Raw genomic sequence first — 23,033 nt, 5'->3', positions numbered from 1 at the left:
CATGGCTTCCGAAGTCCTGTGGTACATCATTCCCCGCGAGGGCGCCTATCCCTGGGAGCCCTCCGGCCGCCGTCAGGTGGACCTCGGCTACCTGACCCAGCTGGCCGCTACCGTCGAACGCCTCGGTTTCAGCGGGGCGCTGCTCGCCACCGACCTGTATGACGTGTGGCCGCTGGGCAGCGCCCTGGCCGCCGCCACCGGACCCGGCTTCAAACCGCTGTTGGCCGTACACCCGGGGCTGATCGCCCCCACTCTGCTGGCCAAGATGGCGCTCACCTTCGACAACCTCTTCGGCGGCCGGCTGCGCTTCAACGTCGTCAACGGATCCACCACAGCCCTGCGCGAGTACGGACTGGACGTCGAACACGACGAGCGGTACGCGCTCAGCGCCGAGTACTGGTCCATCGTGAAACGGCTCACCGCCGGTGAGGTCTTCGACCACCGGGGCCGCTTCTACGACCTGAAGAGCGCCGGCGCCTCCTTCGGCGATCTCCGGCCGGTACAGACCCCGCACGTGCCGCTCTGGTTCGGCGGCTCCTCGGAGCCCGGCATCGAGATGGCCGCGCAGCATGTGGACGTCTACCTCACCTGGGGCGAACCGGCCCACCTTCTGAAGGAGAAGCTGGAACGGGTACGCCAACGGGCAGCCGCCCACGGCCGCACCCTGCGCATCGGACTGCGCCTGCATCTGATCGTGCGGGATACCGAGGACGAAGCATGGGCCGCCGCCGACCGGCTTCTCGACGTCACGAGCCAGGAGACGTACGCCCGTCAGCTGGGCGGCAACGCCGCCGAGGACGGCGTCGGCTGGCAGCGCCAGTTCCGCCAGCACGGAGGCCGGGTCCCCGCGCGCGCCCGCGAACTGGAGACCCACCCCAATCTGTGGCCCGGCATGAGCCTGTTCCGGCCCGGCCCGGGCACGGCCGTGGTCGGCTCGGCCGCCCAGGTCATCGAGCGCCTCAAGGAATACGAGGAACTCGGCGTCGACACCTTCATCCTGTCCGCCAATCCCCTGCTGGAGGAGGCGTACCGGATCGGCGAGACGATCCTGCCCGCGCTGCGAGAACACCCTTCCTGACCCGCCACCGTCCACAAGTCCCCGCCGCACCCTGTCACTTCCTCTCTCTGGAGCACGGCCATGACCGAGACTTCCTCGCAGCCCGTCCGGCTGCTGTGGTACCTGACTAGCCCGGACGGCCCCGTGCCCTGGGAATCCGATGGCCGGTGGCCCACCGACTTCGGCCATCTGCGGGAACTGGCCCGCACCATCGACCGGCTCGGCTACTACGGCGCGCTGCTGGGCACGGGCCGCGACGACGGCCTCACGGTGACCGCCGCGATGCTGGCCGACACCGAGCGGATGCGCTTCCTGCCTGCCGTCTACCCCGGTCTGCACTCCCCGGCCAAGCTCGCCCAGATCGCCGACACCATCCAGCGCTTCTCCGGCGGGCGGCTGCTGTTCAACGTCGTCAACGGGCAGGACGACACCCTGGCCGGGTACGGGGTGCACTTCGGGCACGACGAGCGCTACGAGTTCAGCGCCGAGTACTGGGACGCCTACCGGCAAGTCCACCGCGGTGAACGCGAAGAGTACCGGGGGCGTCACGTCCGGCTGGCCGAACGGCCGCTGGACCTCTCCCCGCTGTCCCCCTGGCCCAGCGATCCGGCGCCGGTACGGCTGTGGGGCGCGGGCACGTCACCGGCCGGAGTCGCACACAGCGTCCGGCTGCTCGACACCTACCTGAGCTTCGCCGACACACCCGCCCGGCTCGGGGCGAAGTTCGCCAGGGTGGGCGCCGAGGCGGCTCGCCTGGGCCGCCGCCTCGACTACGGCACCCGCCTGCAGTTGATCGTCCGCAAGACAGAGGACGAGGCATGGGCCGCCGCCGAGGAGCTGCTCGGGCGCACCAGCCACGGCACCGCGGTCGAACTGGCCGGATGGAATCTGCGCGGCCACAGTCTTGCGGACTTCAAGCCAGGCGATTTCGGCATCCAGGACGAGGCGGTCGAGCGCAGCCTGGCCGCACTGCGCGCCGGACGGCTGCCGCAGGTCCGGGACTTGGAGATCCACCCCAACGTCTGGACCGGCCCCAGCCTCTTCGGCTTCGACGTGGTCTCCCCTTCGTCCGGCACCTACCTGGTCGGCAGCGCGGAGAACGTCGCGGCGCGGATCGGCGAGTACCGGGCGCACGGCGTCAGCTCGTTCATCCTGTCCGGCTTCCCGTTGATCGAGGAGGCCCACCGCACCGCCGAACTGCTCTTCCCGCTGCTCAACCTGACCAAGGAATAACGCATGCCCGTCAGCACCCGTCTGTTCACCGCCGCCGCGCTGCTCAGTGCCACCGCACTGCTGTCCGCGGGCTGCGCCAGACCCGACCACTCCGTGGCTGCGGCCGCTGCCGCGAGCGGCTCCACCGCAGGCGGCGGCGCGGTGGCCGCCGCCCGGAAGTTCACCGCACCGTACCTGAGCACGTCCGCGACCTGGCAGGGTCCGACCAGCTCGCCGAAGGCGGCCACCGGCAAGACGGTCGTGTACCTCAACCGCTGGGCTTTCTCCGAGACCAACAGCTATGTGCTGGCCACCGCCAGGAAAGCCGCCGCGGCGCTCGGCTGGAAGTTCATCGCGGTCGATGTGAGCAAGGACTTCGACGCCGGGGTCGCCCAGGCGCTCGAACTCAAACCCGACGCGGTCATCTCGATCGTGACCGAGGGCGACTCCGACAGCAAGGCACTCGCCCAGATCGCCGCCGCCAAGGTGCCGCACATCGACTTCACCATCGGCACCACCAACTACAACCTCAAAAACCCTGGAATCACCCATATCGTCGACTACCACTACTATCTTCAGGGCCAGTTGGTGGCCGCCGAAGCCGTGCTCGCCACCGGCGGCAAGGCCCGGCTCGGGCTGCTCCACGCCGCACCCAACTCCTCCAACCGGCAGGAGATCCAGGGGATCAAGGACTACTTCGCCAAGTACGGCGGCGGCAGTGTCGCGGCCGATCAGCAGGTCTCCGACGGGATACTCGGCACCCCTCAACTCGGCCAGGCGGCAGTGGCGTTCATCCAGGGCCATCCCGAGGTCAACATCGTCTGGGACGAGTTCGACGGCATCGCAGTCGGTGCCGTGCCCGCCGTCCGGGCCGCCGGGCTGGCCGCGAAGGTCCCGCAGATCTCCCACGAGGGCGACGCGCCGAACCTGAACTTCATCCGCAACGGCACCGGCCAGATCGCCGACATCGCTCCCTCCTACGGCTGGGCCACCTGGGCGGCCTTCGACGACCTCAACCGGATCTTCAACAAGACCGCGCTCCCAAAGGACGACGGTGTGCCGCTGCGTCTGCTGACCAAGGACAACCTGCCTCCCGCTGGGCAGCGTTACGAGGGCGGCTTCGACTACGCGGCGAAGTACCGCGCATTGTGGGACGTCAAATGACGACTAGGGCACCCGCGTTGGAGGTGCGCGGGCTGAGCAAGTCCTTCGGCGGTCACCGGGTGCTCAGCGATGTGGGCTTCGCCCTGCGCCCGGGGGCGGTCACCGCGCTGCTCGGCGAGAACGGCTCGGGCAAGTCCACGCTGGTCAAGATCCTGGCCGGGGTGCATGCCCCTGATCCCGGCACCGGGGCCGGGCTGTGGATCGGCGGCGAGCCGGTGCGGCTGCCGCTCGACCCGGCCCGCGCGCGTGCCGCCGGACTGCGTTTCCTGCACCAGGACCTGGGCCTGGTGGGCGAGTTGACAGTGGCCGACAACCTGGCACTCGCCCTGAGCGACGGGCGTCGTGCGCTCGCGCCGGTGGACCGGCGGGCCGAGACCGCCAGGGCGGCGGCACTGCTCGGCGCCTTCGGTCTCGACATCGCGGCCGACGCCTTCGTCGCCGACCTCGCGGCCTCTGAGCGCGGCATGCTCGCCATCGCGCGGGTCTTCGGCGACGTCCCGGCGGGCCGGCAGCCGGTGGTGGTGCTGGACGAGCCGACCGCCGCGCTGTCCGCCGCCGACGTCGAGCGGCTGTACACGGCTGTCCGCACGGTCACCGCGCGGGGCGTATCGGTGGTGCTGATCTCCCACCGGCTTGAGGAGGTGCTGGCGGTCGCCGACCAGATCCTCGTGCTGCGCGACGGCAGTCTGGTGGCCGACCAGCCCAACGAGGGCCTCACCGTCGATGGACTCGTCGAGCAGATGACCGGCCGTCCCGTGGACCGCGGCGGCGCCGCTCCCGTCCCGGCCGGGACGGACCTCGCCGAGCCGGCCCTTCGGGTACGCGGGCTCACCGGGGCACGGCTGCGCGGTGTCGATCTTGACATCATGCCCGGTGAGGTGCTGGGCGTCACCGGACTGGTCGGCTGCGGGCGCAGTGAACTGTGCCGCATCGTCGGCGGAGTGCAGCGCCCCACCGCCGGGAGCATCGAGGTCGCGGGACAGGTGCAGCGCTTCCGGGCCGTAGCCGACGCCGTCGCCGCCGGGGTGGTCGGCGTCCCGCAGAACCGGCACGAGCACGGTGTGCTGCTGCGGATGACGGTACGCGAGAACCTGACGCTGGGAGACCTGCGGGCGGTCTCCCGCCGGGGAGCCATCGACCGCCGGCACGAACGTGCCGAAGCCGCACGCCTCATCGGCGAATTCGACATCCGGCCGCCCGATCCCGAGGCCGTCGTCGGCTCACTCAGCGGCGGCAACCAGCAGAAGGTGGCGCTGGCCCGCGCGGTCCGGCTGCGCCCCAGGGTGCTGCTGCTCGACGAGCCCAGCCAGGGCATCGACGTCGGCGCCCGGGAGAGCATCGCCGCCACCGTCCGGCGACTGCGCCAGGACGGCGTCGGAGTACTGCTGGCCACCTCCGACCTCGACGAACTCATGGACCTGGCGGACCGGGTGCTGGTCCTGGACCGGGGCCTTGCCGCGGGTGTCCACGACCTGTCCCGCACGAGCCGGGACACTCTGTTTCGCGCGATCAGCAGCTCCGGGGCGGCAACGGCCGCCGCGACCGCCATCCACCACGACCGCGAGGCGGCCATCCAATGAGCACCACCAGTTCTCCCTCGCCCGCCGTGGACACCCTCGACGAGACCGCCGAGCGGGGCGCGGACGGGAGCGCCGGCACCCGCGGCCGGACACCGGTCCTGCGGTTCGCCGCCCAGTGGTCGCTGGTCGGGCTGCTGCTGGCATTCGTGGTCTTCTTCTCGATCGCCCGTGAGGGTCAGTTCGACACCGCGACCAATGCCAGGACCATCCTGTACGCGCAGTCCGTCACCGTCATCATCGGGATATCGGCGCTGGTCTCCGCGACGGTGGGAGAGATCGACATCTCGATCGGCGCCGTGATGACCAGCACCGGTGTGCTCACCGCCTGGGCCTTCGGTCACGGCTGGGCAACGCCTGCAGCCATCGCTCTGGGGCTCGGTTTCGGCCTGGCCGTGGGTGTGCTCAACACGCTGCTGATCGTGCGCGCCCGCGTCCAGTCCTTCATCGCCACTCTCGCCGTCACGACGCTGCTCACCGGGTTCGCCCAGCTCGTCAGCGGCGGGCTGACGCTCTATCAGGGGATTCCGAACAGTTTCAACGACCTGGCGGCCTCGACCGTAGCCGGGGTGCCGCTGCTGGTGCTCTACGCGGCTGCGGTGGCCGCCGCCGTCGGCTATGTCACCTCCCGCACACCGTTGGGCAGGCGGATGCGGGCCAGCGGATCGGGCCGGGCGGCGGCGGAGCTGGTCGGTGTGCGCACCTCGCGCTATGTCGGTGCCGGTCTGCTGCTGGGTTCACTGATCGCCGCCCTGGGCGGTGTGCTCAACACAGCCAGGCTTCAGTCCGCGAGCCCGGACGGCGGGGATGTCGTCATGCTGGGTTCCATCGCCGCGGTGTTCCTGGGTGCGGTGGTCACCCGACGCGGTCATCTCAATGTCCTGGGCACGGTATTGGCGGTACTGACCCTGGGCATCGGCATCTCGGGGCTGACCATGATGGGAGCGCCAGCCTGGGTGCCGGACATCTTCAACGGCCTGGCTCTGATCGCGGCCCTGCTGATCTCGCGGGCAGGCCGGAGCGGTCGTGATTGAGTGAGGGATCTGCCCCAAGGCCGGGAAGTCAGCGTTCTTGCACGCTCTGCAAGCGCGTTGGGTGTTCGAGACGAAAACTCAACGGAGCCCGTCGGTACGTACAGCCGGCCAAGGCAGTTTGTACGTGAGGATCTCCGTTGAGGGTTCATTTTGCCCTACCGTCCGGGATGACGACCACGACCCGTCTTGGCTCACGGACAATCTTGTGAATCCTTTAAGCACCTTTCTTATTGCTTTAAACTTCAACATGATAGCGTGGCGTGCACACAACCGGACCCCCTGCGCATCAGGAGTTGCGGAATGCGTCCAGAACGTCTCGTCTTCTGCGACCGGAGTACCTACTCCCAACTGGACTGGCGCCTGAAGTCATCATACGAAAGATGGATAGAAGGTGAACTTGGGACCGCTTTACGCATGGCCGCGTTTGCCGCATCCTGCGGCTACGACGGAAATCCCGGATCTTTCAACACGCTAGAGGCCGAATTATGGCTCGCGTTAATGCTCATCAAGCTCCGCCGTCACGACGAATTCGATGAGAAGCTCGCAACCATCAAGCGCGCGGTCGTCTACGGTGAGAATCCCGACCAAGTAGTCAAGCTGCAACTGCTCCAGGCGTTCTCTCAAGGAGTACGCGCCGGATTCCCCGGGATCGCGGAGCAGGCGCAGGCCATAGCGCACGCCCCCGGCGACGCCGTGGAAGGCTGCAGGTCGTTCGCCTGGGTCATGCTCGCCCTGGAGGCGTTACGCAGGGGAGATCTCCGTGCGGCGGACGGGTACGCGCGGCGAATGTCAGCGGAGAGCGTCCTCGGCAACGGTTGCTTTCCACATGGCATGACCGCCTGGGCACTGATACAGATCGAGGAGGCCACGCACGGCCCTGACGCGGTCGTCTACATGGTGGACCGGCTCATCTCGGACGGGAGTTGGATTCTCCAGGACCTCCTGGCAACGGAACCGGGAGCCGCGGCCTGGCTGGTGCGCTTCATGCTGCCGCGCGACGGAAGGACGGCAGAAACTCTCGTGGCAGCCACCAGGAAGGTGTGGATCTTGGGCGGGGACCAGCCTCTACTCGAAGCGGCTACCCGACACACTGAGGGGCTTCTGCGGAGCAATGTCACCGAGCTACAAGTCGCCGCCGATCACTACGCCGACCCTTGGGCAGCCGCCTCAGCGCAGGAGGACATCGGGGTGACGCTTGCCAGGAATGGCTCCATGGACCAGGCCATCTCTGCACTGGAGCACGCTTTGGCCGCGTATGTCGCTGTGCAGTCGGCGAGGGACACAGCCCGACTGAAGCGCCGACTTCATCGGCTCGGCCGGGTCTACCACCACGCACGGTGGTCCGAGGAACCGGACGTAGGCATCCTCGACCTGACCAAGACCGAGATCGCGGTGGCTGAACTCGTCGCCGAAGGCATGTCCAACACCCAGGCCGCGAGCCGCTTGTTCATTTCCAGGCATACCGTCGCGTATCACTTGCGCAGTGTCTTCAAGAAACTTCGATTGACGTCCCGGGTCGAACTCGCCCGCATCTGGACGGAACTCCGCGAGAATGAGACGCAGCGACCTCTGTGAACCCTCACATCTCCGCCCCATCGCACATCGACCTCTCGAAGGACAGGAGGCGTTCCACGACATCGTCCGGCTCGTCACAGATCTGCACCCGCTCGACGTCTGCGCCGGAGAGAAACCCCTCGGCAGCCGCGTGAGAGAAGAAAGCGAGCAGATGACGATAGTAGCCGCATGCGTCCAAGAGGAAACAGGGCTTCTGGTGGAGACCCAGCTGGGCCCAGGTGAGCGCCTCCAGGAACTCCTCAGTGGTGCCAAGGCCGCCGGGCAACGCCACGAACGCGTCACCCAGGCCCGCCATGAGGAACTTGCGTTCGTGCATGCTGGCCGCAATGTGGAGTCGGGTTAGCCCGGTGTGGGCTATCTCGTGTTTCACCAGGTCTCGTGGAATGACACCGGTGACCTGGCCCCCTTCGGCAAGAGCGGCGTCCGCGAGAACACCCATCAGCCCGATCGAAGCGCCGCCGTAGACCACACCGAAGCCAGCACGCGCCAGGCGGCTGCCGAGCCGAGCCGCGACCTTGGTGTGGACGGAGTGCAGGCCCGCCGAGGCCCCGCAGAAGACGGTGACGCTGTTGACCGCCCTGGTACGGCTCACCGCCACACCCCAGGTCCGGGCGCCAGGACACGACGCGGGTCGTGGAGTTCTTTTGCACTCGCCAGCTCCCCCCAGGCCGATCCGTAGTGGCTGCGCCAGTCATCGGCCGACATCGGCAGCGCGCTGACGGGGTATACCGTCGCGCCGAACGTACGGGCCCGCTCATAGACTTCCCGGTTCGCCCTCACCATCTGCTGGACAGCCGCGAGATCGTTCGGCGGCGCCGTGCGCCACAGGGCGAACAGATGGATGACGCCAGTGGCCGGCTTGCGCAGCAGCGGGCTACGCAGAGCCTCGGCGCGCAGCGGACAGAGCAGTACGAGCCCCCTCGTCCACAGGTCTCGCTGGGCCTCGTCGCGCAGCACGGCGGGGACGAAGGCCGACACGCAGTCGTCCGGCAGCAGGAGGGTCAGCCACGGGTGGGGGCGCAGCCATTCCCCAGTGACGCGCAGGATCCGTTCCTCAGCAACGGCACGGTGCAGGAACTCGGTGTAGGAGACGTTCCCGATCTCCTCCGTGTCGCGTTCGTGCCGCAGATCGTCCAGCAGGCCGCTGTCGTCGGGAGGCCGACTTCCCGTGTGGTGAGCAGCTGCTTCCACCACGAACTCCCAGCCGTGTCCCACAGTAGGTCGGGCACGGCCCTGCAGCTGGTCGAACCGGCCGTCGCGCGCGAGCATGCGCTGATCGGCGAGATAGCTTTCCAGATTCGCATGGTATAGGCGGTATGCACGTACCCGTTCCGGCGCGGGCGCCAGCCGGAGGGTGGCGCGTACGATCACCGCACACTGGCCGAGTCCCGCGAGAACGGCGTGGTAGAGCCCGGACTCGTGATCCGGCGTGCAGGTGACCAGTTCTCCGTTGCCGGTCACCACGTCCAGGGCGAGCACACAGTCGGCGACCGCGCCGTGCCGGTGGCTCGCCGCGCCCAGACCTCCGGTGGTGAGGACGCCGCCGACACTGCTGCCCAGGTGGCCCGTGAGCACGAGTGGTGTGAGACCCCGGTGGAGTGTCGCCCGTACGACATCTGTCCAACGTGCCCCGGCTTCGACGACAACCCGGTCGTCGGACACGCTCAGCACCGAATCCATCCTGCTCATGTCGAGCACGCATCCGCCCGCGGCCTGGCCCTGCCCGTACACCGAGTGACCGCCGCCGCGCACTGCTACCGGCAGACCGCGCGAACCCGCGAACGCGATCAGCTCCTGGATCTGCCGCGCCGAACGCGGCCGGAGGACTCCCAGCGGCAGGGCGGTGACGATGTGGCCGAAGTCGTCCGCGGCCTGGCTGAGGGTCTCTTCACTCATGTCCGCACTCGCGTCATGCCCCGGCAGGAGGAAACCTTCCGCGGTCATGCGGCAGACTCCCGGTGGCGCCCGATGCCGGCCGGCGAGCTCTGGAACAGTTCGGTGAACACACGGTGCTGGATTTCGCCGTGCTCCAGGTGCCGTACGGCGATCAAGCGTGCCAGGCTTTCCCTGAGTTCCGCCGGAAGATCCAAGGCGTCGGCCCTCGCCGGGTCGATGGAGTTCCGGGTGCACCACTCCAGGGCGGCCTCAAGACCGTTCACGGAGGCGACGAATGCCCGCGCCGAGGGAAAACGCCACACGGCTGCCAGCTCGGCCAGCAGACTCTTGTGGGGTGAGACGGGCATCAGCATCGCGTGGGCCCGGGCGGTCAGCGCTGCCAGATAGGCGGCCCGGTCGGGTATCGGGAGCAGGCGTACGGTCAACCGCCAGGGCAGGGAGGGTAGTTGTCCAGCAAGGTGTTGCAGCAGGGATACCGAACCCCCTTCGATGATCACGCGAGGGTGCTCGCGACTCAGCCCGGCGACCGTGTCGATCAGGTCCTGAGCGGCCTCCGCCGCGGGGTAGTCACCGTCGAGGACGGTCCTGTCGCCCAGCCAGAACCGGTTCACGCCGGGCTCCTCGGCTCCGGCTCGGGCACTGGTCGTCGCCAGATCTGTGAAGCACTGGATGCGATCGGCGACGACGACCGGGGCTCCGCCGGCCCTCGCCAGAGCGGTTGCCACGTCGCTCTTCCCAACTCCCGTGGCGCCCACGACTAGATAAACGCCCGTATCGTTCTCCGTCTTTTCCTGGCTCATGTGTGTCGCCTTTCGGAACCAGCCGAGCAATTGCGCCGAGCAGTGGTACCAAAAGGAAAGCCGCACAGGCTGCCCCATGTATATCACTCGGTTGGGTACTCAAGTTCTCCGGGATAATCGGCTTCTTCCGGACGATGGGACCGGCACGGGCTGTCAACCTGTGTGATGTCGCCCGATCGTACGCGAGGCACAGAATGACAGCCGAGGGAATAATTCTCCCTGCCTGTCGGAGGAATACGCAAAGCGCTGATCCCTCATTCCCTGCCGACGCCTCTTCACTTCCTGGTGCAGCAAGGTGGATTTCATGAACGTTCTGCTTGTCTCAGGCCACGGCCCCGAGTTCCCGGCCAACGCGCTCCTGGTCGGCTCGGCCTTCGAGGCACTGGAAGACCCTGGTCGGTTCCCCAGCCGGGCTCATGAGACAGCCGCCTTGTCCTCCCTCCGTGCGGAGACCGGTGGCACGTCCCTCCTCCTGCTCAGGCAACGCGAGGCGGCGAACCGAATACGGGCGGTCTCCTCGGTGCGGCTCCAGCGCACCGAACGCGACGACGAGTCAGCAATCGCACCTCACCACTTTCACCCTCCGGGCCGTCCTGGAAGCCGCCGGGATCGACCACGACCGCTTCCCCATCGAAGGCATCTGGGACGGCTGCCTTCCAGATCAGGCTGGGCCCTTCGACGTGGTTCTGCTGTCGACCACGTTCATCTGGGACCGCGGCACGATGGCGCAGGCCATCACCTGGGTACAGGAACGGTTCCTGGCGGCGGCCCTCGTCCTCGGCCGCCACTACAGCAATCTGAAGTTCCAGCAGATCCTCGACGCGCACCCGTTCGTCCGGTAGGTGGTCCGCGGCGACCCGGAACCTGCCTTGGCGCCGCTCCTGAACGCCCTGCGCAAGAGCGAGCCAGTGAGTGCCATAGCCAACCGGGTGCGGCGGGACCAGGACACCGGCCGCATCCGCGTATCCAGCGTCCAGAACGCCGATCTGGAGGCGCTCCCCTCGCCCGCGCCCTCGGGACGATTCCCTGTTATCTCCTACGAGTCGATGCGCGGCTGCCCGTTCAGGTGCAAGTACATCTCCTTCTCCCCAGCCCTTCCGAAATGGCACTACAAGTCCGCAGAGAGATCGCCGGCGACTTCGTCCGCTACCCCGACGTACATGGGGCGCAGTACATCAAGGCTCTGGACTCCACCTTCACCGTGCCACCCACCCGTCTTCGGGCCCTGCTGCCACTGCTCACCAAGACCGAGGTCGCCTGTAAGGCGTACACGCGCGCCTACTTGATACAGGGCCAGGGCATCGTCGACGCCCTGGCCGAAGCGCACTGCCGGGCGCTGGCGATCGGCTTCGAGTCGATGAACGACACCACATTGAAGTTCGCGAACAATCAGGTGAAGGCCCAGATCAACTGCACGGCGTTCGAACTGCTCGCGGACAGTTCCGTGCACTACTGGATCTCGTTCATCGTCAGCAACCCCGGGGAGAGTCCCGAGCTGTTGGAGGATACAAAGAGCTTCCTGGTGAACGAGTACCAGGGCAACCTCGCGCTGTACGTCTTCATGCTCAACGACGAGACAATGTCAGTGTGGCAGGACGCCGAGCGCTTAGGTCTCCGAGTGTTCGACGCGGGCGGCGAAGCTGAACACTGGTCGCACAACGGCATGGACAGCACCACCAGCCGGCGCCTCCAACTGGAGGCCCTCCGCAAGGTCCGCTGGAAGAACGACCATGCCATGCAGCGGACCTGGCAGCACGACTACGAACTGCCGCTGCTGCCCAGGCGTTCCACCACCGAGAACGCCACGATCGAGAAGCTCGTGGACCGTCTCGGCATGGCGAGCGCCGAACTTCCGAACGAGGCCGCCGACCACCGTTCCCGCATGCTCACGCAGCTCGCGCGGCACGGCATGACGTCAGTCTAGGGAGGGCCTATGTCCAGACCCCCGCTACCCGAGGGCGCGACAACTCTGCTCAGAAAACCCAACCACGCCGTCATCGCCACCCTACGGGCGGACGGTCAGCCGGTGTCCACGGCCACCTGGTACCTCTGGGAGGAGGGACGGGTCCTGGTCAACATGGACGAGGACCGCAAACGCCTCGACCACCTACGCAACGACCCACGGGTCACGCTGACCGTCCTCGACAGGGATGACTGGGGCACCCATGTCACGCTCGTAGGACACGTCGTCGAACTGCGCGACGACACGGGACTGCTCGACCTCGACCGACTCTCCCAGCACTACCTCGGGCGCCCTTACCCGACCCGAGACCGCAACCGCGTCAGTGCCTGGATCGAGGTCGAGCGCTGGCACGGCTGGGGTGCCTTCCGCGACAGCCAGCACGCCACCCCCGCACTCGATACCCGATCCTGACAGCCATCTCGGACCTGGAGGAACCGCACCATGCGCATCACCGCCGCAGTGACCGAGAACAAGAACGCACCCTTCGTCCTCACACCCCTGGAGCTGGACGATCCAGGGCCGGGCGAGGTGATCGTGCGGATGGTCGGCTCAGGGCTGTGCCACACCGACCTCGTCGTCCGGGACCAGCGATACCCGGTGCCCCTGCCCGCCGTGCTCGGCCACGAGGGTTCCGGCGTAGTGGACGCCGTGGGAAGGGGCGTCTCATACGTCGCACCCGGCGACCACGTCGTGCTCACCTTCAACTCCTGCGGTGGCTGCCGTATGTGCCTGCGAGGCCGGCCGTCGTGCTGCGACCGCTTCGCCGCATGCAACTTCGGCGGAGCCCGCGACTCGGACGGAGCTCCGCTGCGACGGGACTCGGGCACCGTGCACGGGCTGTTCTTCGGCCAATCCGCCTTCGCCACTCACGCTCTCGCCACCGAACGCAACGTGGTCAAAGTGGACCGGTCAGTGCCCCTGGAACTTCTGGGGCCGCTGGGATGCAGCGTCCAGACGGGAGTCGGCGCCGTGCTCAACTCTCTCAGGCCCGAAGCAGGCAGCAGTATCGCGGTCCTCGGCGTGGGTCCCGTGGGCATGAGCGCGGTCATGGCAGCCGCGATCACAGGCTGCGATCCGATCGTCGCAGTGGACCTCAACGAACAACGCCTGGCTCTGGCAATGGAGTTGGGTGCGACTCACGTGGTGCGTGCCGGGGAAGGCAGAACGGTCTCGTGTCTGAGAGACCTGGCAGGCGGACTCGGGACCGACTACTGCCTGGAGACGACAGCCGTGCCGACCGTGCTGCGGCAGGCCGTCGACGCGCTCAACCACGGGGGGACATGTGGTGTGATCGGCGCCCCCGGTGACGGCGTCGACGCGTCGATCGACATGTCCCGCATACTGTTCGGCCGTACCGTCCGCGGAATCTCCGAGGGCGACAGCGTGCCCCGTGTGTTCATCCCCGAACTGATCACGCTCTACCAGCGGGGGCGTCTCCCCTTCGACCGGCTGATCAGAACCTACGACTTCGCGAACATCAACCAGGCTGTCGAGGACTTCGAGAAGGGCACGACCCTCAAGTCCGTTCTCACGTTCGCCTGATCGGCATGCCCGCTCCTGCCCACCGCGCAGCGCAGCCCGATCACCGGTCACTTCCGAGGATGCCCCGGCCTTCAGGCCAGGGCGGAATCGGACTCCTGCGGAGCAAGGCAAGGAAGGAGCGATCTCCGTCAGGGTGATGGGTCGTCTGCGCTCACGGCTGTGGGGTGACCTCAAGCAGGTGGACGATCTCGGAGTTGAGAAACCGACACTCGCGCTGAGCGTGGCCAGTCACGGAGTTCTTCGGGGAGGCGGCGCGTGATCCGCACTTCATTGTCCACGGCGCTACTACGGCGTCATGACGACACTGGCGATAGCCGAAAGGGCCGGGCATGTCCGGTACACCTACCGGCTCCGCGCCTCGTCGACCGCACGCGCAGGCCTCGATGCCGAGTGAGCACGGTGCCGGGGGGTGCGGAACGAATGCGTGGCCATGTCACGCAAGATCCACGGCATCAACAAGGCCGCTACCGAGAAAGCGACGTGCGGTCCGGCGCAGCTCGACAGGATGCTGACCGATGCCCGTACACCGCCATGGGGTGGCTGCGCGAAGTCGCTTCGGCACCGCGGAAGCAGATCATCCGCGGCTTCGGGAAGTCCCGCACCAAAGTACTGAAAGACATCGAGGCGAAGCTGCCGATGACCCAGCGCACCGGGATGCCCAGGATCAAACGCAAGCGCGACGCCCTGGGGTCGTTGAACTACACGCGGTGCGGATTCCGACTCAAGGAGGGCCGCCTTCACCTCGCGGGCGGCATCCCCCTGACCGTGGTGTGGTCCCGTGACCTGCCCGCCGACCCCACGCATCGGTGCGGGTGTACAGCGACAGCCTTGGCCACTGGTACGACTCATTCGTCGTGGCGAGGGCTGTCGAGCCGCTTCCGTCGAGGGGCCGGGCGATCGGAATCGATTGGAACGTCAAGGAGACCGCCGCCACCACCTCCAACGCCCGCAACCTGCCACACGGCCAGCGCGGGAAGACGGCCGCGCAGAAACTTGCCCGATACCAGAAGCAGATGGTGAGGCGGAAACCCGCGCGTGGCAAGGCCGCGCCGAAGGACTACCGGACGGCTTCCCGCGCGGCGGCCAAGGTCCACAAGAAGGTCGCTCGGCAGCGCCCGGACACCGCATTCAAGTGGGCCAAGGCAGTCGTGCCGGACTTCGGCCAGCTCGCCGCCGAGGACTTCAGGCCGAAGTTCCCCCCCCGAAGTCGACGATGACCCGCACGGCCGCCGACGCGGCGATCGGCGTGACGAAGAGCGCACTGACCGAGATGGCCCGCAAGCACGGACGGATCGTGCACCTCGTGCATCCGGCCCACACCACGATGGACTGTTCCGGGAGCGCCGCTCCCACAGGCGGCCTAAGCCAGGAATCCCCCGGCTTCAGCAGGGGAAAATGTCAAAGGATGTCGTCGCAGACGGTGGCGACGGACCGCTCCTGCCACACGGCAAGGTCGTCCAGAAGCCGAGCCAGCGTGGCCCACCGGTGCTCGACCGCGTCCCGGCCCAGGGCCAGATGTCGGGGCAGCTTGTCCTGGCAGGCCACTTCGTAGATCAGAGCGGCTCCCTTGACGGGGTCCCCAGCCTGGGTGTGGTTCACGACGCCGATCATGTCCAGCAACGCGTGAGCCGGGGTTCCGTCATAGGAGGGGATGCGTCGGACTGCTGTGGACAGGGAGCTGGGGGCGAGGAAGTCGGTGCGGAGGACCCCGGGTTCCACCACCATGCTCTGGATTCCGAACGGCTCCAGTTCTGCCGCCAGTGCCTCGCTGATGCCTGCGACGGCGAATTTGGACGCGCAGTACACGCTGAGGCCCGGCGCGCCCTCGAAGCCGGACCGGGAACCGATATTGACGATTTTACCTTTCCCGGCGGCCCGCATTCCCGGCAGCACCGCGCGGGTGACACCGATCAGCCCGAAGACATTGAGATCGAACAGCGAACGCGCCTCGGCGTCTGTGGTCTCCTCCAGTGCGCCGAGCAGCCCGCGGCCCGCGTTGTTGACGAGGACGTCCATACCGCCGAACCGACGTACGGCCGCCCCGACCGCCTGCGCGATCTGGTCGGCGCGGGTGACATCAAGGGGGACCGCGAGCGCACGTTCGGACTGCTTCACGTCGTCCGGCAGCTGGTGTGGGTTCCGGACTGCGGCCACGACGGTGTCACCTCCGGCCAGCACGGCACGCGCGATCTCCAGGCCCAGGCCTCGGCCGGCTCCAGTGACGAACCATGTGGACATGGCAGCTCCTTGTCGTCCGCTCGCATCCCGTTTAACGCTAGGCATGCCTCCGTCAGGTGCGTATCCCTCGGCTGGGTAGTGGCGGTGCCCCCTACCAACGCGATTCTGATCGACGTGGAGCCCCTGAAGGTCGGCGGCAGACAATGAGGCCGACGACGTGCAGCCTGCATCGGCGCCAGGGCGCCAGCTGGCTGAGATCTCCCCTCAGAGCGCGGGCGCGCCCTCGACATCGGTCGTGCCCCGGAGCGGGCAGCCGGTCGAGTCGCCTGCCTCACCCTCCAGGAACTCGACTACCGAGAGGGCCATCCCGTCGACGGCCAGGTTCATCGGCCGGTCGCCCTGGCCAGGAGGCAGCGACCGCACGTAAGCGCCGTCGGCTGCCACCACGTCGAGCATGGAAGGCAAGGCACTGGACTGCGCCATGATCACCCACGTCGCACATCTCCACAGTCACGTCAGCGAGCAGCTGACAGCCCAGGATGCAAGACATTGGAGCGCATCCTCCGCGGGCTCCGGGATGCCACCGGTTGATCGCAACGAGCGCGCGGGCCCGTCGCCGATCGCCTTCAGCTCAGAGCTCTTCCATGGACCCCGGACTCCTCAGTCCCTTACAAACGCACTGAATCAGTGTCCGCTGCGGAGCAGCGGACACTCTAGACCGCTGACGGCCAAGCCCTGGCACGCGTCGTCCCGCGCGAGGGAGCTGGAGACCGCAGCTCCGTCACGGCAGTACGGATTGTCATCGCTCAGCCGCCCGCAGTCACGTCACACTATCCGCGGCAAGAGAGGGCCAGCCAGCCTCGCCAGCCACTTGCGCCACGACCACCGGCATCTACTCCTCCCTGGTGGTCGAGCGTCGGTCAGAAACGCCCCGGGGTACGGCCCAGCGTTCCGGCCGGATCGGCGGGATCGGGGCCTTGCACCAAACCGACGTACAGCTCGACCTGGGACCTGAACCGCTCGACGGCGCCACGGTCGCGCATGAATCTCGGGAAGGCAAGAGGGTCGGTGGTGCGGTAGTCGGCAAGAGGCTTCAGCCATGCCGGTTGGGGGACATCGCCGCGCACCGGCCAAGTAAAGCTTCCGATCACGCTCTTCTGGGTCTGTGCGGAAAGCAGCCAGCTCACGAACAGTTTGGCGGTGGCCGGATGCCTGGACCGCCGGAGTATGGCGGCGCGCTGCGCCCAGGACACGAACTGGTCGCGACGCGGCAGCACCTGCACAGTGGTGATGCTGGGGACTCCGGCCATGGCCGGGGTGGCCAGGTAGGTGCCGTCAGCGAGACCGGCCGTCACATTCGGCCCACCGCGAAGGAATTTGGGATTCTGCGCGACGAGCTTGTCCAGCCAGCTCCAGCCGTACTGATCGATGAAGAGCTTGTACTGGAAAAGTATGGCGTCGTCGTCGTTGGGCCAGACGCTGGCGATCTTGTTCGCGAAGGCGGGATTCAGCAGGTCAGTGGCTCGGAAGTCGCTGGGGTCGGCAGGGAGAAACTTGGTGTTGACCACGGGGGAAAACGCCGCATAGAAGGCGCCCGTCCAGTAACCGTCGAGGTCCTTGGCGTTGTCGAAGACCCGTTCCCAACCGATGGGCCGGTACTTCAGCAGCTCGCCGTCGGCCTTCCACTGCTCGAAGTCCTGCGTGGTCTGCACTATCGCGACGTCAGCGACGACGTCGCCGGTGGCGAGCTGATTGTAGATCCTCGCGTAGTGGTACTTGCTCAGGTCGGTGACCATGTGCAGCTGGATACCTGGGAACTGCGCGAGGAAGGCATGGGGAATGAAGTCCCAGAATCCGGAGGTGTCACCACCCATATAGACGGTGGCTCGTCCGCCTTCGGCCCGGGCCTTCTTGTACAAGACCCGGAGTTGTTGCTGCTCGTCCGTCGTTCGCCTGCTGGACGGTTCGGCTACCGCTGCTTTGGATGCAAGGGGCTGAAGACCGACCGCCACGGCTCCGGCCGCTGCGGCCCTCCCTAGGGTCCTTCTGCTGAGCTCCATCGTCGACACCTCTCGGTGGTACATGGGTTTCACAGGGAAACAACTTGAAGTTTCAAGTCATCCGGGACCACTGTAACCACTCATCCAAATTTGAACAACTAGAAGGTCGGTATACCCGCGGGCCGCACGGTGAGGAGATGCGGGTCGCGACCAACACGGCGACCTGGTCCACCGTGACACCAAGCGTGTGATCCCACCGCCAGCCGCTCTACCGGGCCTGAAGGGACTCGGGTTTCACCACCAAGCACTCGATGGACCAAGAGAAGCCGATTGCGAGCATGACCCGACACGTATCTCGCTCGAACAACGCCGTGCCCCCAAGCGCCTTGACGACATCTGGAACGATCCGACGCGTATGCGACGTCTACTGGGCGCACTCTCGGATGGGCGGCACCAGTTCTGCGGTGCGGCACCGGATCCCCGTAGATCGGAACCGACGGGCCGCTGGCGATCATCGGGCCTGCGGGGGAATGTTCGATGCTTCGGTCACAACAGCCTCAATGGCTCACGCACCCGGCCTCCGTCATGCGCCGATCTAGGTCGGACAGGCGGGCGGGGGCGTCATCGAGGAGGAGCAGGCGCAGCGTAGCGCGTTCGTCACCGGCAGCCTCGCTCAGGACGGACAGGAGGACAGCCAACTCGTGCGGGGGCCCGTCGACGAGGAGGTCCGCAGCCTCCCGGACGACGACCGACACCGGCCCGACGTCGCGGAGACAGTCGACGAAGGCGTCCCAGTTGCGGCTGAAGTAGTCGGGGAAGCCAAGCCCGGTGGCCCATTCGGTGAAGAAGTCCTCCAGGGTGCGGCAGCGCGAGCCGCGTAGCTCCCTAGGCGCAGGGACATCGGCCGGCGCCTCGGTCAGGGGGCGGATCCAGGCGGTCGTACCAATCAAGGTGATTGTCTCCTTCACGGATGCGGGGTGGTACGGCGGAACGGAAACCCTCTGCCCACCGCACCACCCCGGCCCTTTCAGTCGCCCCGGCGCCTAGAACTTGCCGACGAGGTTGAACGAGTTGTAGTGATCGGTCGTGGCGTAAACGTTGCCGGTATTGGGGTTACGCACGATCCGCCGCGCATTTCGCCGGACGCCCGTAGAGGTGTACTCATCGATGTCGTACTCCACGTAGGGGGAGACATTGCTGCCCTGCGTCGAGTGGGCCTGGGACGACGAGGCTCCGTTGGCGCGCTCGATGTTGCTCACGAGGCCCTGGTAGTCGTTGAACCTGCCGCCGTAGTAGATGTACCGGTTGGCGTGCGCATTGGAGTCCCAGAAGTCGAACCAGCGGTTGCCACCCGCCTGGCCGGGCCACCCCCGGCCAGGCTCGACTTCGAGGTGACCGACACCCCAGTTGGGGTAGGCGTCGATGTTCACGTTGGACCAGAATCCCGCCGCGCGAAGAATCTCGTTCCAATCCGCCTGCGAGATACCAGATCCCGCCGGAGGGTTCTGGAAACCATGGTTGGTCTGTCCAGGCGGCGCCTGGGCGAATGCACCGCTGGGCTCGGCCACCGCGCCGCCCACAAGGGCGAGCAGCATGCCCGCAACGGCCAGGACCCGACGGCGGCCCCGCAGTCGGGGCTTCTTACGGGGCTCCGCGTCCGGCGCGGACGTCTCAGCAAGGGAGGGGGACAACTGGTACTCCTCGACTCGTTTCTATGCTTCTCCGAGGCAATCCGCCTCGATGCCGCACAAGGAACCAGCCGCACATGACAGTGACACGGCGGCCTGATCACAAGCGCCGGTCGGAAATGACGTGCGGTTGTTACAGAGTTATGCGGTACGGTCCCGGTTTGCCGGCTCCTTAATGTCAGGACATGTCTCGTTCATCGGAAGCGGCCAAAGTGGTCCTCCTTCGGGTACCGGAAGTGCCGGAAGAAAGGAGCAGCATGCGATACCGCTGCCCAGCGCTGTGGCTCCTGTTCACCATGAGCCTGGCAGGGTGCGGCATGGTGGACGGCGGCACACGGGTCGAAGGCCCGGCGCCCACCGCGGTCCCCTGGACCGGTCCGGTCTATGTCGACGACGCACGCTCGATCCCTCGACGACGGCCCGACATCGTAGATCTCACCGAGCACACCACCCTCTACGGCCTCAAGTGGCGCGGTTGGGGTACGTCACGAGCCGTGGCGACCGGGGTGGTGGTGGATGTCGCTTGTGCGTCGGGCTGTCCCCAAGGCGACGCCGACCCCCCTACCCACCCGGTCCGCCTCGTCCTCAGCGGCCTGGTCAAGCGCGAGTACGCTGCGTACTACGACCACGCGGTACTCACCCCCGCCCATCCGCCCACGCCCAACTGGGTTTTGGAAACCGGGGATTTGAGCCTGCAGGTTCCCGCGGCATGATGGCTTTCTGCCGCGCGGTCGTGATGAGGCTGTCGGGTCACCGACACATACCGTTGATCCCCTTGGAGCCGGAAAACCAAGCCTCAGGAGACGCATATGCACGAGGTCCTGCTAGTCGAGGACGACGAGATGATCCGGGAGGCGACCCGGCTCACCTTGCAGGGAAGCGGTTACACGGTCCGCACCGCCTCAGACGGGACGAGCGGTCTCGCCCTGTTTCGAGAACAGGCACCAGATGTGGCTGTGCTGGACATCATGCTGCCCGGCCTGAACGGGGTGAGCCTCGCCAGCCGTATCCGCGAGGAGTCGCGGGTTCCGGTCCTGCTGATCTCGGCGCGCAACGATCCCGTGGATGTGGTGATGGGCTTGGAGGCCGGCGCCGACGACTACGTCACAAAGCCATTCGACGGGATGGTACTTACAGCCCGGATCCGCGCCCTACTGCGCCGCGCCGCGCCCGCCGAACATCGGCCAGGCAGCACCCCGCTCACCTTCGGCGACCTCGCCCTCGACCCGGAAACCCTGGACGTGCGCCTCGGGGGAAAGCCGCTCTCCCTCACCACCACGGAGCTGAAGTTGCTGCAAGAGTTCGCCGCCGTGCCCGGCATGGTGCTGACTCGGGACGTACTGCTGGAGAAGGTGTGGGACTACGCCTGGTCCGGGGACACTCGGGTGGTGGACGTTCATATCCGCCGACTGCGCGCCAAGATCGGCCATGAACGCATCCAGACGGTGCGGGGCTTCGGCTACAAACTGCGCCCGTAGGGCCTGGACATCGGTACGGTTCCCGTGAACATCGGCACAAAGTTGGCCCTGGCCGTAGCCGCAGCGGCTACGTGTGTCGCGAGTTCGGTCGGACTGCTCGTCCACCGCATCACCGCCACTGACCAGCTGGCCACCGCCCGCTCCGACCTCGACCGGCAGCTGATGAGCTCCGTCTACGACCACGCGGCCGGCCGCAAATCCGCGGCCCGGCTCGACCCGCCGGACCTGCCTCCGGCTGTGTCGAAGGCGGTGCGCCGCAGCGTCCGCGTAACCTACCTACAGGACGGACCACATCCGGTGCTGTGGGCGGCGACCCGCGTCTCCGACCGCACCGTGCTTACGGTGTCACGTTCCTACGCCCATGAGACCCACGAACTGGCCACGTTGGACCAGACACTGGTCACAACGGGCGCGACGGCCACTGCCGTGGTGTCCCTTGTTGGGCTGGCTCTCGGAGTACGGATGGGCCGCCGGGCTACGGCCGCCGCTGATACTGCGGAACGCATCGCTCGCGGCGACCTGAACGCCCGTGCCGGCCCGCAGGGGCGGGACGAGATCGCACGGCTCGCGGCCTCGGTAAATGCCATGGCCGACGCGCTCGGCGCTCGCTTGGAGGCAGAACGACGGGTGACAGCCGACATCGCGCATGAACTGCGCACACCCGTCGCGGCCATGGTGACCGCAACTGGCCTGCTGCCTGCCGGGCCAGCCACCGACCTGGTAACAGGCGGGGTGCGCAAGCTGTGCGGACTGGTCGAGGACGTCCTGGAGGTCGCCCGCCTCGACGCCCACGCGGTATCGGTGGAGAACGAGCTCCGTCAGGTCAGCGCGATGGTCTACCGCTCGGTCGCCGGGCTCGACGGGGTGCAGGTCAAGATCGTCACCGACACCCTCGCGGAGACCGATCCGCGACGCGTGGAACGGATCCTCACCAATTTGGTCACCAATGCCCTGCGGCACGGTGCCCCGCCAGTGACAGTCATCGTGGACGTGGAGACCAATGAAGGCAGCAACGCCGACGGTTCGGTTGTATGGGTGCGCGACCATGGTCCAGGCTTCGCCTCCGACCTGCTGGCCGTCGCCACCGCCTCTGGTCCTCAGCGATTTCGTCACGGTACCGCATCCACCGGAACGGGCCTGGGTCTGCCTATCGCCGCCGGACAAGCCCGGCTGCTCGGCGCCCGTCTCACCTTCCGTAACCATCCCGACGGGGGCGCCGAGGCCGCCTTACACCTGCCCGGACGCGAACCCACCAACAGCGACACAGAGTGAGGCGAACTATCGGCTTCACCTTCGATGTCCAGGATCAACTGGCTCCGCAGGCTCGCCGGTTCAGGCACTTGCGCAGGTCGCTGTGGGCGAAATGCCGTACTGTGCGGCTAGAGCGTGCGCTGGGGGCAGAGCCTGACCGCACAGGTCACAGCGACTACGGTGCTGACTCGGGTTCGATGACCGGGATGCAGCTGGTCAGTGATTCCTAATGCGGTCTGTCAAGCCGTGAGGGCACTGGGCGGGATGAGCTCGTAGGTCCGTCCGTCGCGCAGGAGTGCCCAGAGGACGTTGACGCGGCGGCGGGCGAGGGCGAGGACGACCTCGCTGTCGATTCCCTACGGGGCGATCATTCGCAATTCCTAATTGGCAGCCGAGTCGTCGTGGGGCGCCGGGCGGCCAATCACTGAGAGCCACAAGCGGCAGAGCTTTTTCAACCACACCCGGCACCCCTGGGTGGGTGAACCATACGAAGGGCTCACCACCTCCCGCAGAACAACGTAGGGAGCTTCTTCAGCGTTGCTGCTCCAGTGTGAGGATGGCCTTGGCGATTGATGTCATTCGATTCGGGCTGCACCGGGACCTGCGGAAGATTCGTCA

General features: G+C 67.0%; 21 protein-coding genes and 2 pseudogenes. 14 read left to right on the top strand and 9 right to left on the bottom strand.

Annotated elements, in window-relative coordinates; translation table 11 throughout:
* The first annotated feature begins 1 nt into the window (after position 1).
* From ACIQPR_RS45665 to ACIQPR_RS45640, 6 genes are all read left to right on the top strand, one after another.
* A complete protein-coding gene (locus ACIQPR_RS45665; protein WP_403662505.1) occupies positions 2–1,078 on the top strand; it encodes an LLM class flavin-dependent oxidoreductase in 1,077 nt (358 codons plus the stop codon).
* Positions 1,079–1,138: 60 nt separating this feature from the next.
* Entirely contained in the window at positions 1,139–2,290 is a 1,152-nt protein-coding gene (locus ACIQPR_RS45660) for an LLM class flavin-dependent oxidoreductase (protein ID WP_403662502.1), read from the top strand.
* A gap of 3 nt (positions 2,291–2,293) precedes the next feature.
* Positions 2,294–3,433 (top strand): sugar ABC transporter substrate-binding protein, encoded by a 1,140-nt coding sequence (locus tag ACIQPR_RS45655; protein WP_403662499.1) that lies wholly within the window; start codon positions 2,294–2,296, stop codon positions 3,431–3,433.
* The gene (locus ACIQPR_RS45650) at positions 3,430–5,013 is read left to right on the top strand and encodes a sugar ABC transporter ATP-binding protein (protein ID WP_403662497.1); all 1,584 of its coding nucleotides are present in this window, start codon (positions 3,430–3,432) and stop codon (positions 5,011–5,013) included. The genes ACIQPR_RS45655 and ACIQPR_RS45650 overlap by 4 nt, the downstream gene beginning before the upstream one ends.
* The gene (locus tag ACIQPR_RS45645) at positions 5,010–6,044 is read left to right on the top strand and encodes an ABC transporter permease (RefSeq protein WP_403662494.1); all 1,035 of its coding nucleotides are present in this window, start codon (positions 5,010–5,012) and stop codon (positions 6,042–6,044) included. The genes ACIQPR_RS45650 and ACIQPR_RS45645 overlap by 4 nt, the downstream gene beginning before the upstream one ends.
* A gap of 414 nt (positions 6,045–6,458) precedes the next feature.
* On the top strand, positions 6,459–7,619 hold the full coding sequence (locus ACIQPR_RS45640) for a response regulator transcription factor (RefSeq protein ID WP_403662491.1): 1,161 nt from the start codon (positions 6,459–6,461) through the stop codon (positions 7,617–7,619).
* 4 nt (positions 7,620–7,623) lie between these two features.
* Here the strand turns inward: ACIQPR_RS45640 and ACIQPR_RS45635 are convergent, their stop codons facing one another.
* The 3 genes from ACIQPR_RS45635 to ACIQPR_RS45625 are packed head-to-tail and all read right to left on the bottom strand — an operon-like array spanning position 7,624 to position 10,393.
* Positions 7,624–8,211, bottom strand: a complete 588-nt coding sequence (locus ACIQPR_RS45635; RefSeq protein WP_403662488.1) for a TIGR00730 family Rossman fold protein — start codon at positions 8,209–8,211, stop codon at positions 7,624–7,626.
* Positions 8,208–9,563, bottom strand: a complete 1,356-nt coding sequence (locus tag ACIQPR_RS45630) for an FAD-binding protein (RefSeq protein WP_403662485.1) — start codon at positions 9,561–9,563, stop codon at positions 8,208–8,210. Before ACIQPR_RS45630 ends, ACIQPR_RS45635 begins: the two co-directional genes overlap by 4 nt.
* On the bottom strand, positions 9,560–10,393 hold the full coding sequence (locus tag ACIQPR_RS45625; RefSeq protein WP_403662482.1) for an isopentenyl transferase family protein: 834 nt from the start codon (positions 10,391–10,393) through the stop codon (positions 9,560–9,562). The genes ACIQPR_RS45630 and ACIQPR_RS45625 overlap by 4 nt, the downstream gene beginning before the upstream one ends.
* Before the next feature lie 602 nt (positions 10,394–10,995).
* Between ACIQPR_RS45625 and ACIQPR_RS45620 the strand changes: the two genes are divergently transcribed.
* The 5 genes and pseudogenes from ACIQPR_RS45620 to ACIQPR_RS45600 all read left to right on the top strand — a co-directional run.
* Positions 10,996–11,157: a hypothetical protein gene (locus ACIQPR_RS45620; protein ID WP_403662479.1), complete on the top strand. Its 162-nt coding sequence runs from the start codon at positions 10,996–10,998 to the stop codon at positions 11,155–11,157.
* Between the two features lie 260 nt (positions 11,158–11,417).
* Complete coding sequence (locus ACIQPR_RS45615; protein ID WP_403662476.1) at positions 11,418–12,239, top strand: hypothetical protein; 822 nt, start codon at positions 11,418–11,420, stop codon at positions 12,237–12,239.
* Positions 12,240–12,248: 9 nt separating this feature from the next.
* Complete coding sequence (locus ACIQPR_RS45610; RefSeq protein WP_403662473.1) at positions 12,249–12,689, top strand: PPOX class F420-dependent oxidoreductase; 441 nt, start codon at positions 12,249–12,251, stop codon at positions 12,687–12,689.
* Positions 12,690–12,719: 30 nt separating this feature from the next.
* Positions 12,720–13,820, top strand: a complete 1,101-nt coding sequence (locus ACIQPR_RS45605) for an NAD(P)-dependent alcohol dehydrogenase (RefSeq protein ID WP_403662470.1) — start codon at positions 12,720–12,722, stop codon at positions 13,818–13,820.
* A gap of 409 nt (positions 13,821–14,229) precedes the next feature.
* Positions 14,230–15,174 (top strand): annotated as a pseudogene (locus ACIQPR_RS45600) (RNA-guided endonuclease InsQ/TnpB family protein); the annotation flags it as partial.
* Positions 15,175–15,218: 44 nt separating this feature from the next.
* On the opposite strand, the gene ACIQPR_RS45595 reads toward ACIQPR_RS45600, so the two are convergent.
* The 5 genes from ACIQPR_RS45595 to ACIQPR_RS45575 form a co-directional block, all read right to left on the bottom strand.
* Positions 15,219–16,058, bottom strand: coding sequence for an SDR family NAD(P)-dependent oxidoreductase (locus ACIQPR_RS45595; protein ID WP_403662467.1), 840 nt, complete (start codon positions 16,056–16,058; stop codon positions 15,219–15,221).
* Positions 16,059–16,262: 204 nt separating this feature from the next.
* On the bottom strand, positions 16,263–16,487 hold the full coding sequence (locus tag ACIQPR_RS45590) for a hypothetical protein (protein WP_403662464.1): 225 nt from the start codon (positions 16,485–16,487) through the stop codon (positions 16,263–16,265).
* A 431-nt stretch (positions 16,488–16,918) separates the two neighbouring features.
* Positions 16,919–17,917, bottom strand: a complete 999-nt coding sequence (locus tag ACIQPR_RS45585) for an ABC transporter substrate-binding protein (RefSeq protein WP_403662461.1) — start codon at positions 17,915–17,917, stop codon at positions 16,919–16,921.
* Positions 17,918–18,555: 638 nt separating this feature from the next.
* The gene (locus tag ACIQPR_RS45580) at positions 18,556–18,948 is read right to left on the bottom strand and encodes a barstar family protein (RefSeq protein WP_403662457.1); all 393 of its coding nucleotides are present in this window, start codon (positions 18,946–18,948) and stop codon (positions 18,556–18,558) included.
* A gap of 93 nt (positions 18,949–19,041) precedes the next feature.
* Complete coding sequence (locus ACIQPR_RS45575) at positions 19,042–19,593, bottom strand: ribonuclease domain-containing protein (RefSeq protein WP_403662454.1); 552 nt, start codon at positions 19,591–19,593, stop codon at positions 19,042–19,044.
* 278 nt (positions 19,594–19,871) lie between these two features.
* Between ACIQPR_RS45575 and ACIQPR_RS45570 the strand changes: the two genes are divergently transcribed.
* The 3 genes from ACIQPR_RS45570 (at position 19,872) to ACIQPR_RS45560 (ending at position 22,436) form a co-directional block, all read left to right on the top strand.
* A complete protein-coding gene (locus tag ACIQPR_RS45570; RefSeq protein ID WP_403662451.1) occupies positions 19,872–20,399 on the top strand; it encodes a hypothetical protein in 528 nt (175 codons plus the stop codon).
* 96 nt (positions 20,400–20,495) lie between these two features.
* Positions 20,496–21,164 carry a two-component system response regulator CseB gene (cseB, locus tag ACIQPR_RS45565; RefSeq protein ID WP_403662448.1) on the top strand — a complete coding sequence of 223 codons (669 nt, stop codon included), beginning with the start codon at positions 20,496–20,498 and terminating at the stop codon, positions 21,162–21,164.
* 162 nt (positions 21,165–21,326) lie between these two features.
* The gene (locus ACIQPR_RS45560) at positions 21,327–22,436 is read left to right on the top strand and encodes a sensor histidine kinase (protein WP_403662445.1); all 1,110 of its coding nucleotides are present in this window, start codon (positions 21,327–21,329) and stop codon (positions 22,434–22,436) included.
* A 510-nt stretch (positions 22,437–22,946) separates the two neighbouring features.
* Here the strand turns inward: ACIQPR_RS45560 and ACIQPR_RS45555 are convergent.
* A pseudogene (locus tag ACIQPR_RS45555) lies at positions 22,947–23,033 on the bottom strand (IS5/IS1182 family transposase); the annotation flags it as partial.

Source organism: Streptomyces sp. NPDC091280, from assembly GCF_044768565.1.
GTDB lineage: Bacteria > Actinomycetota > Actinomycetes > Streptomycetales > Streptomycetaceae > Streptomyces.
This window is presented reverse-complemented; position numbering and strand designations above follow the sequence as displayed.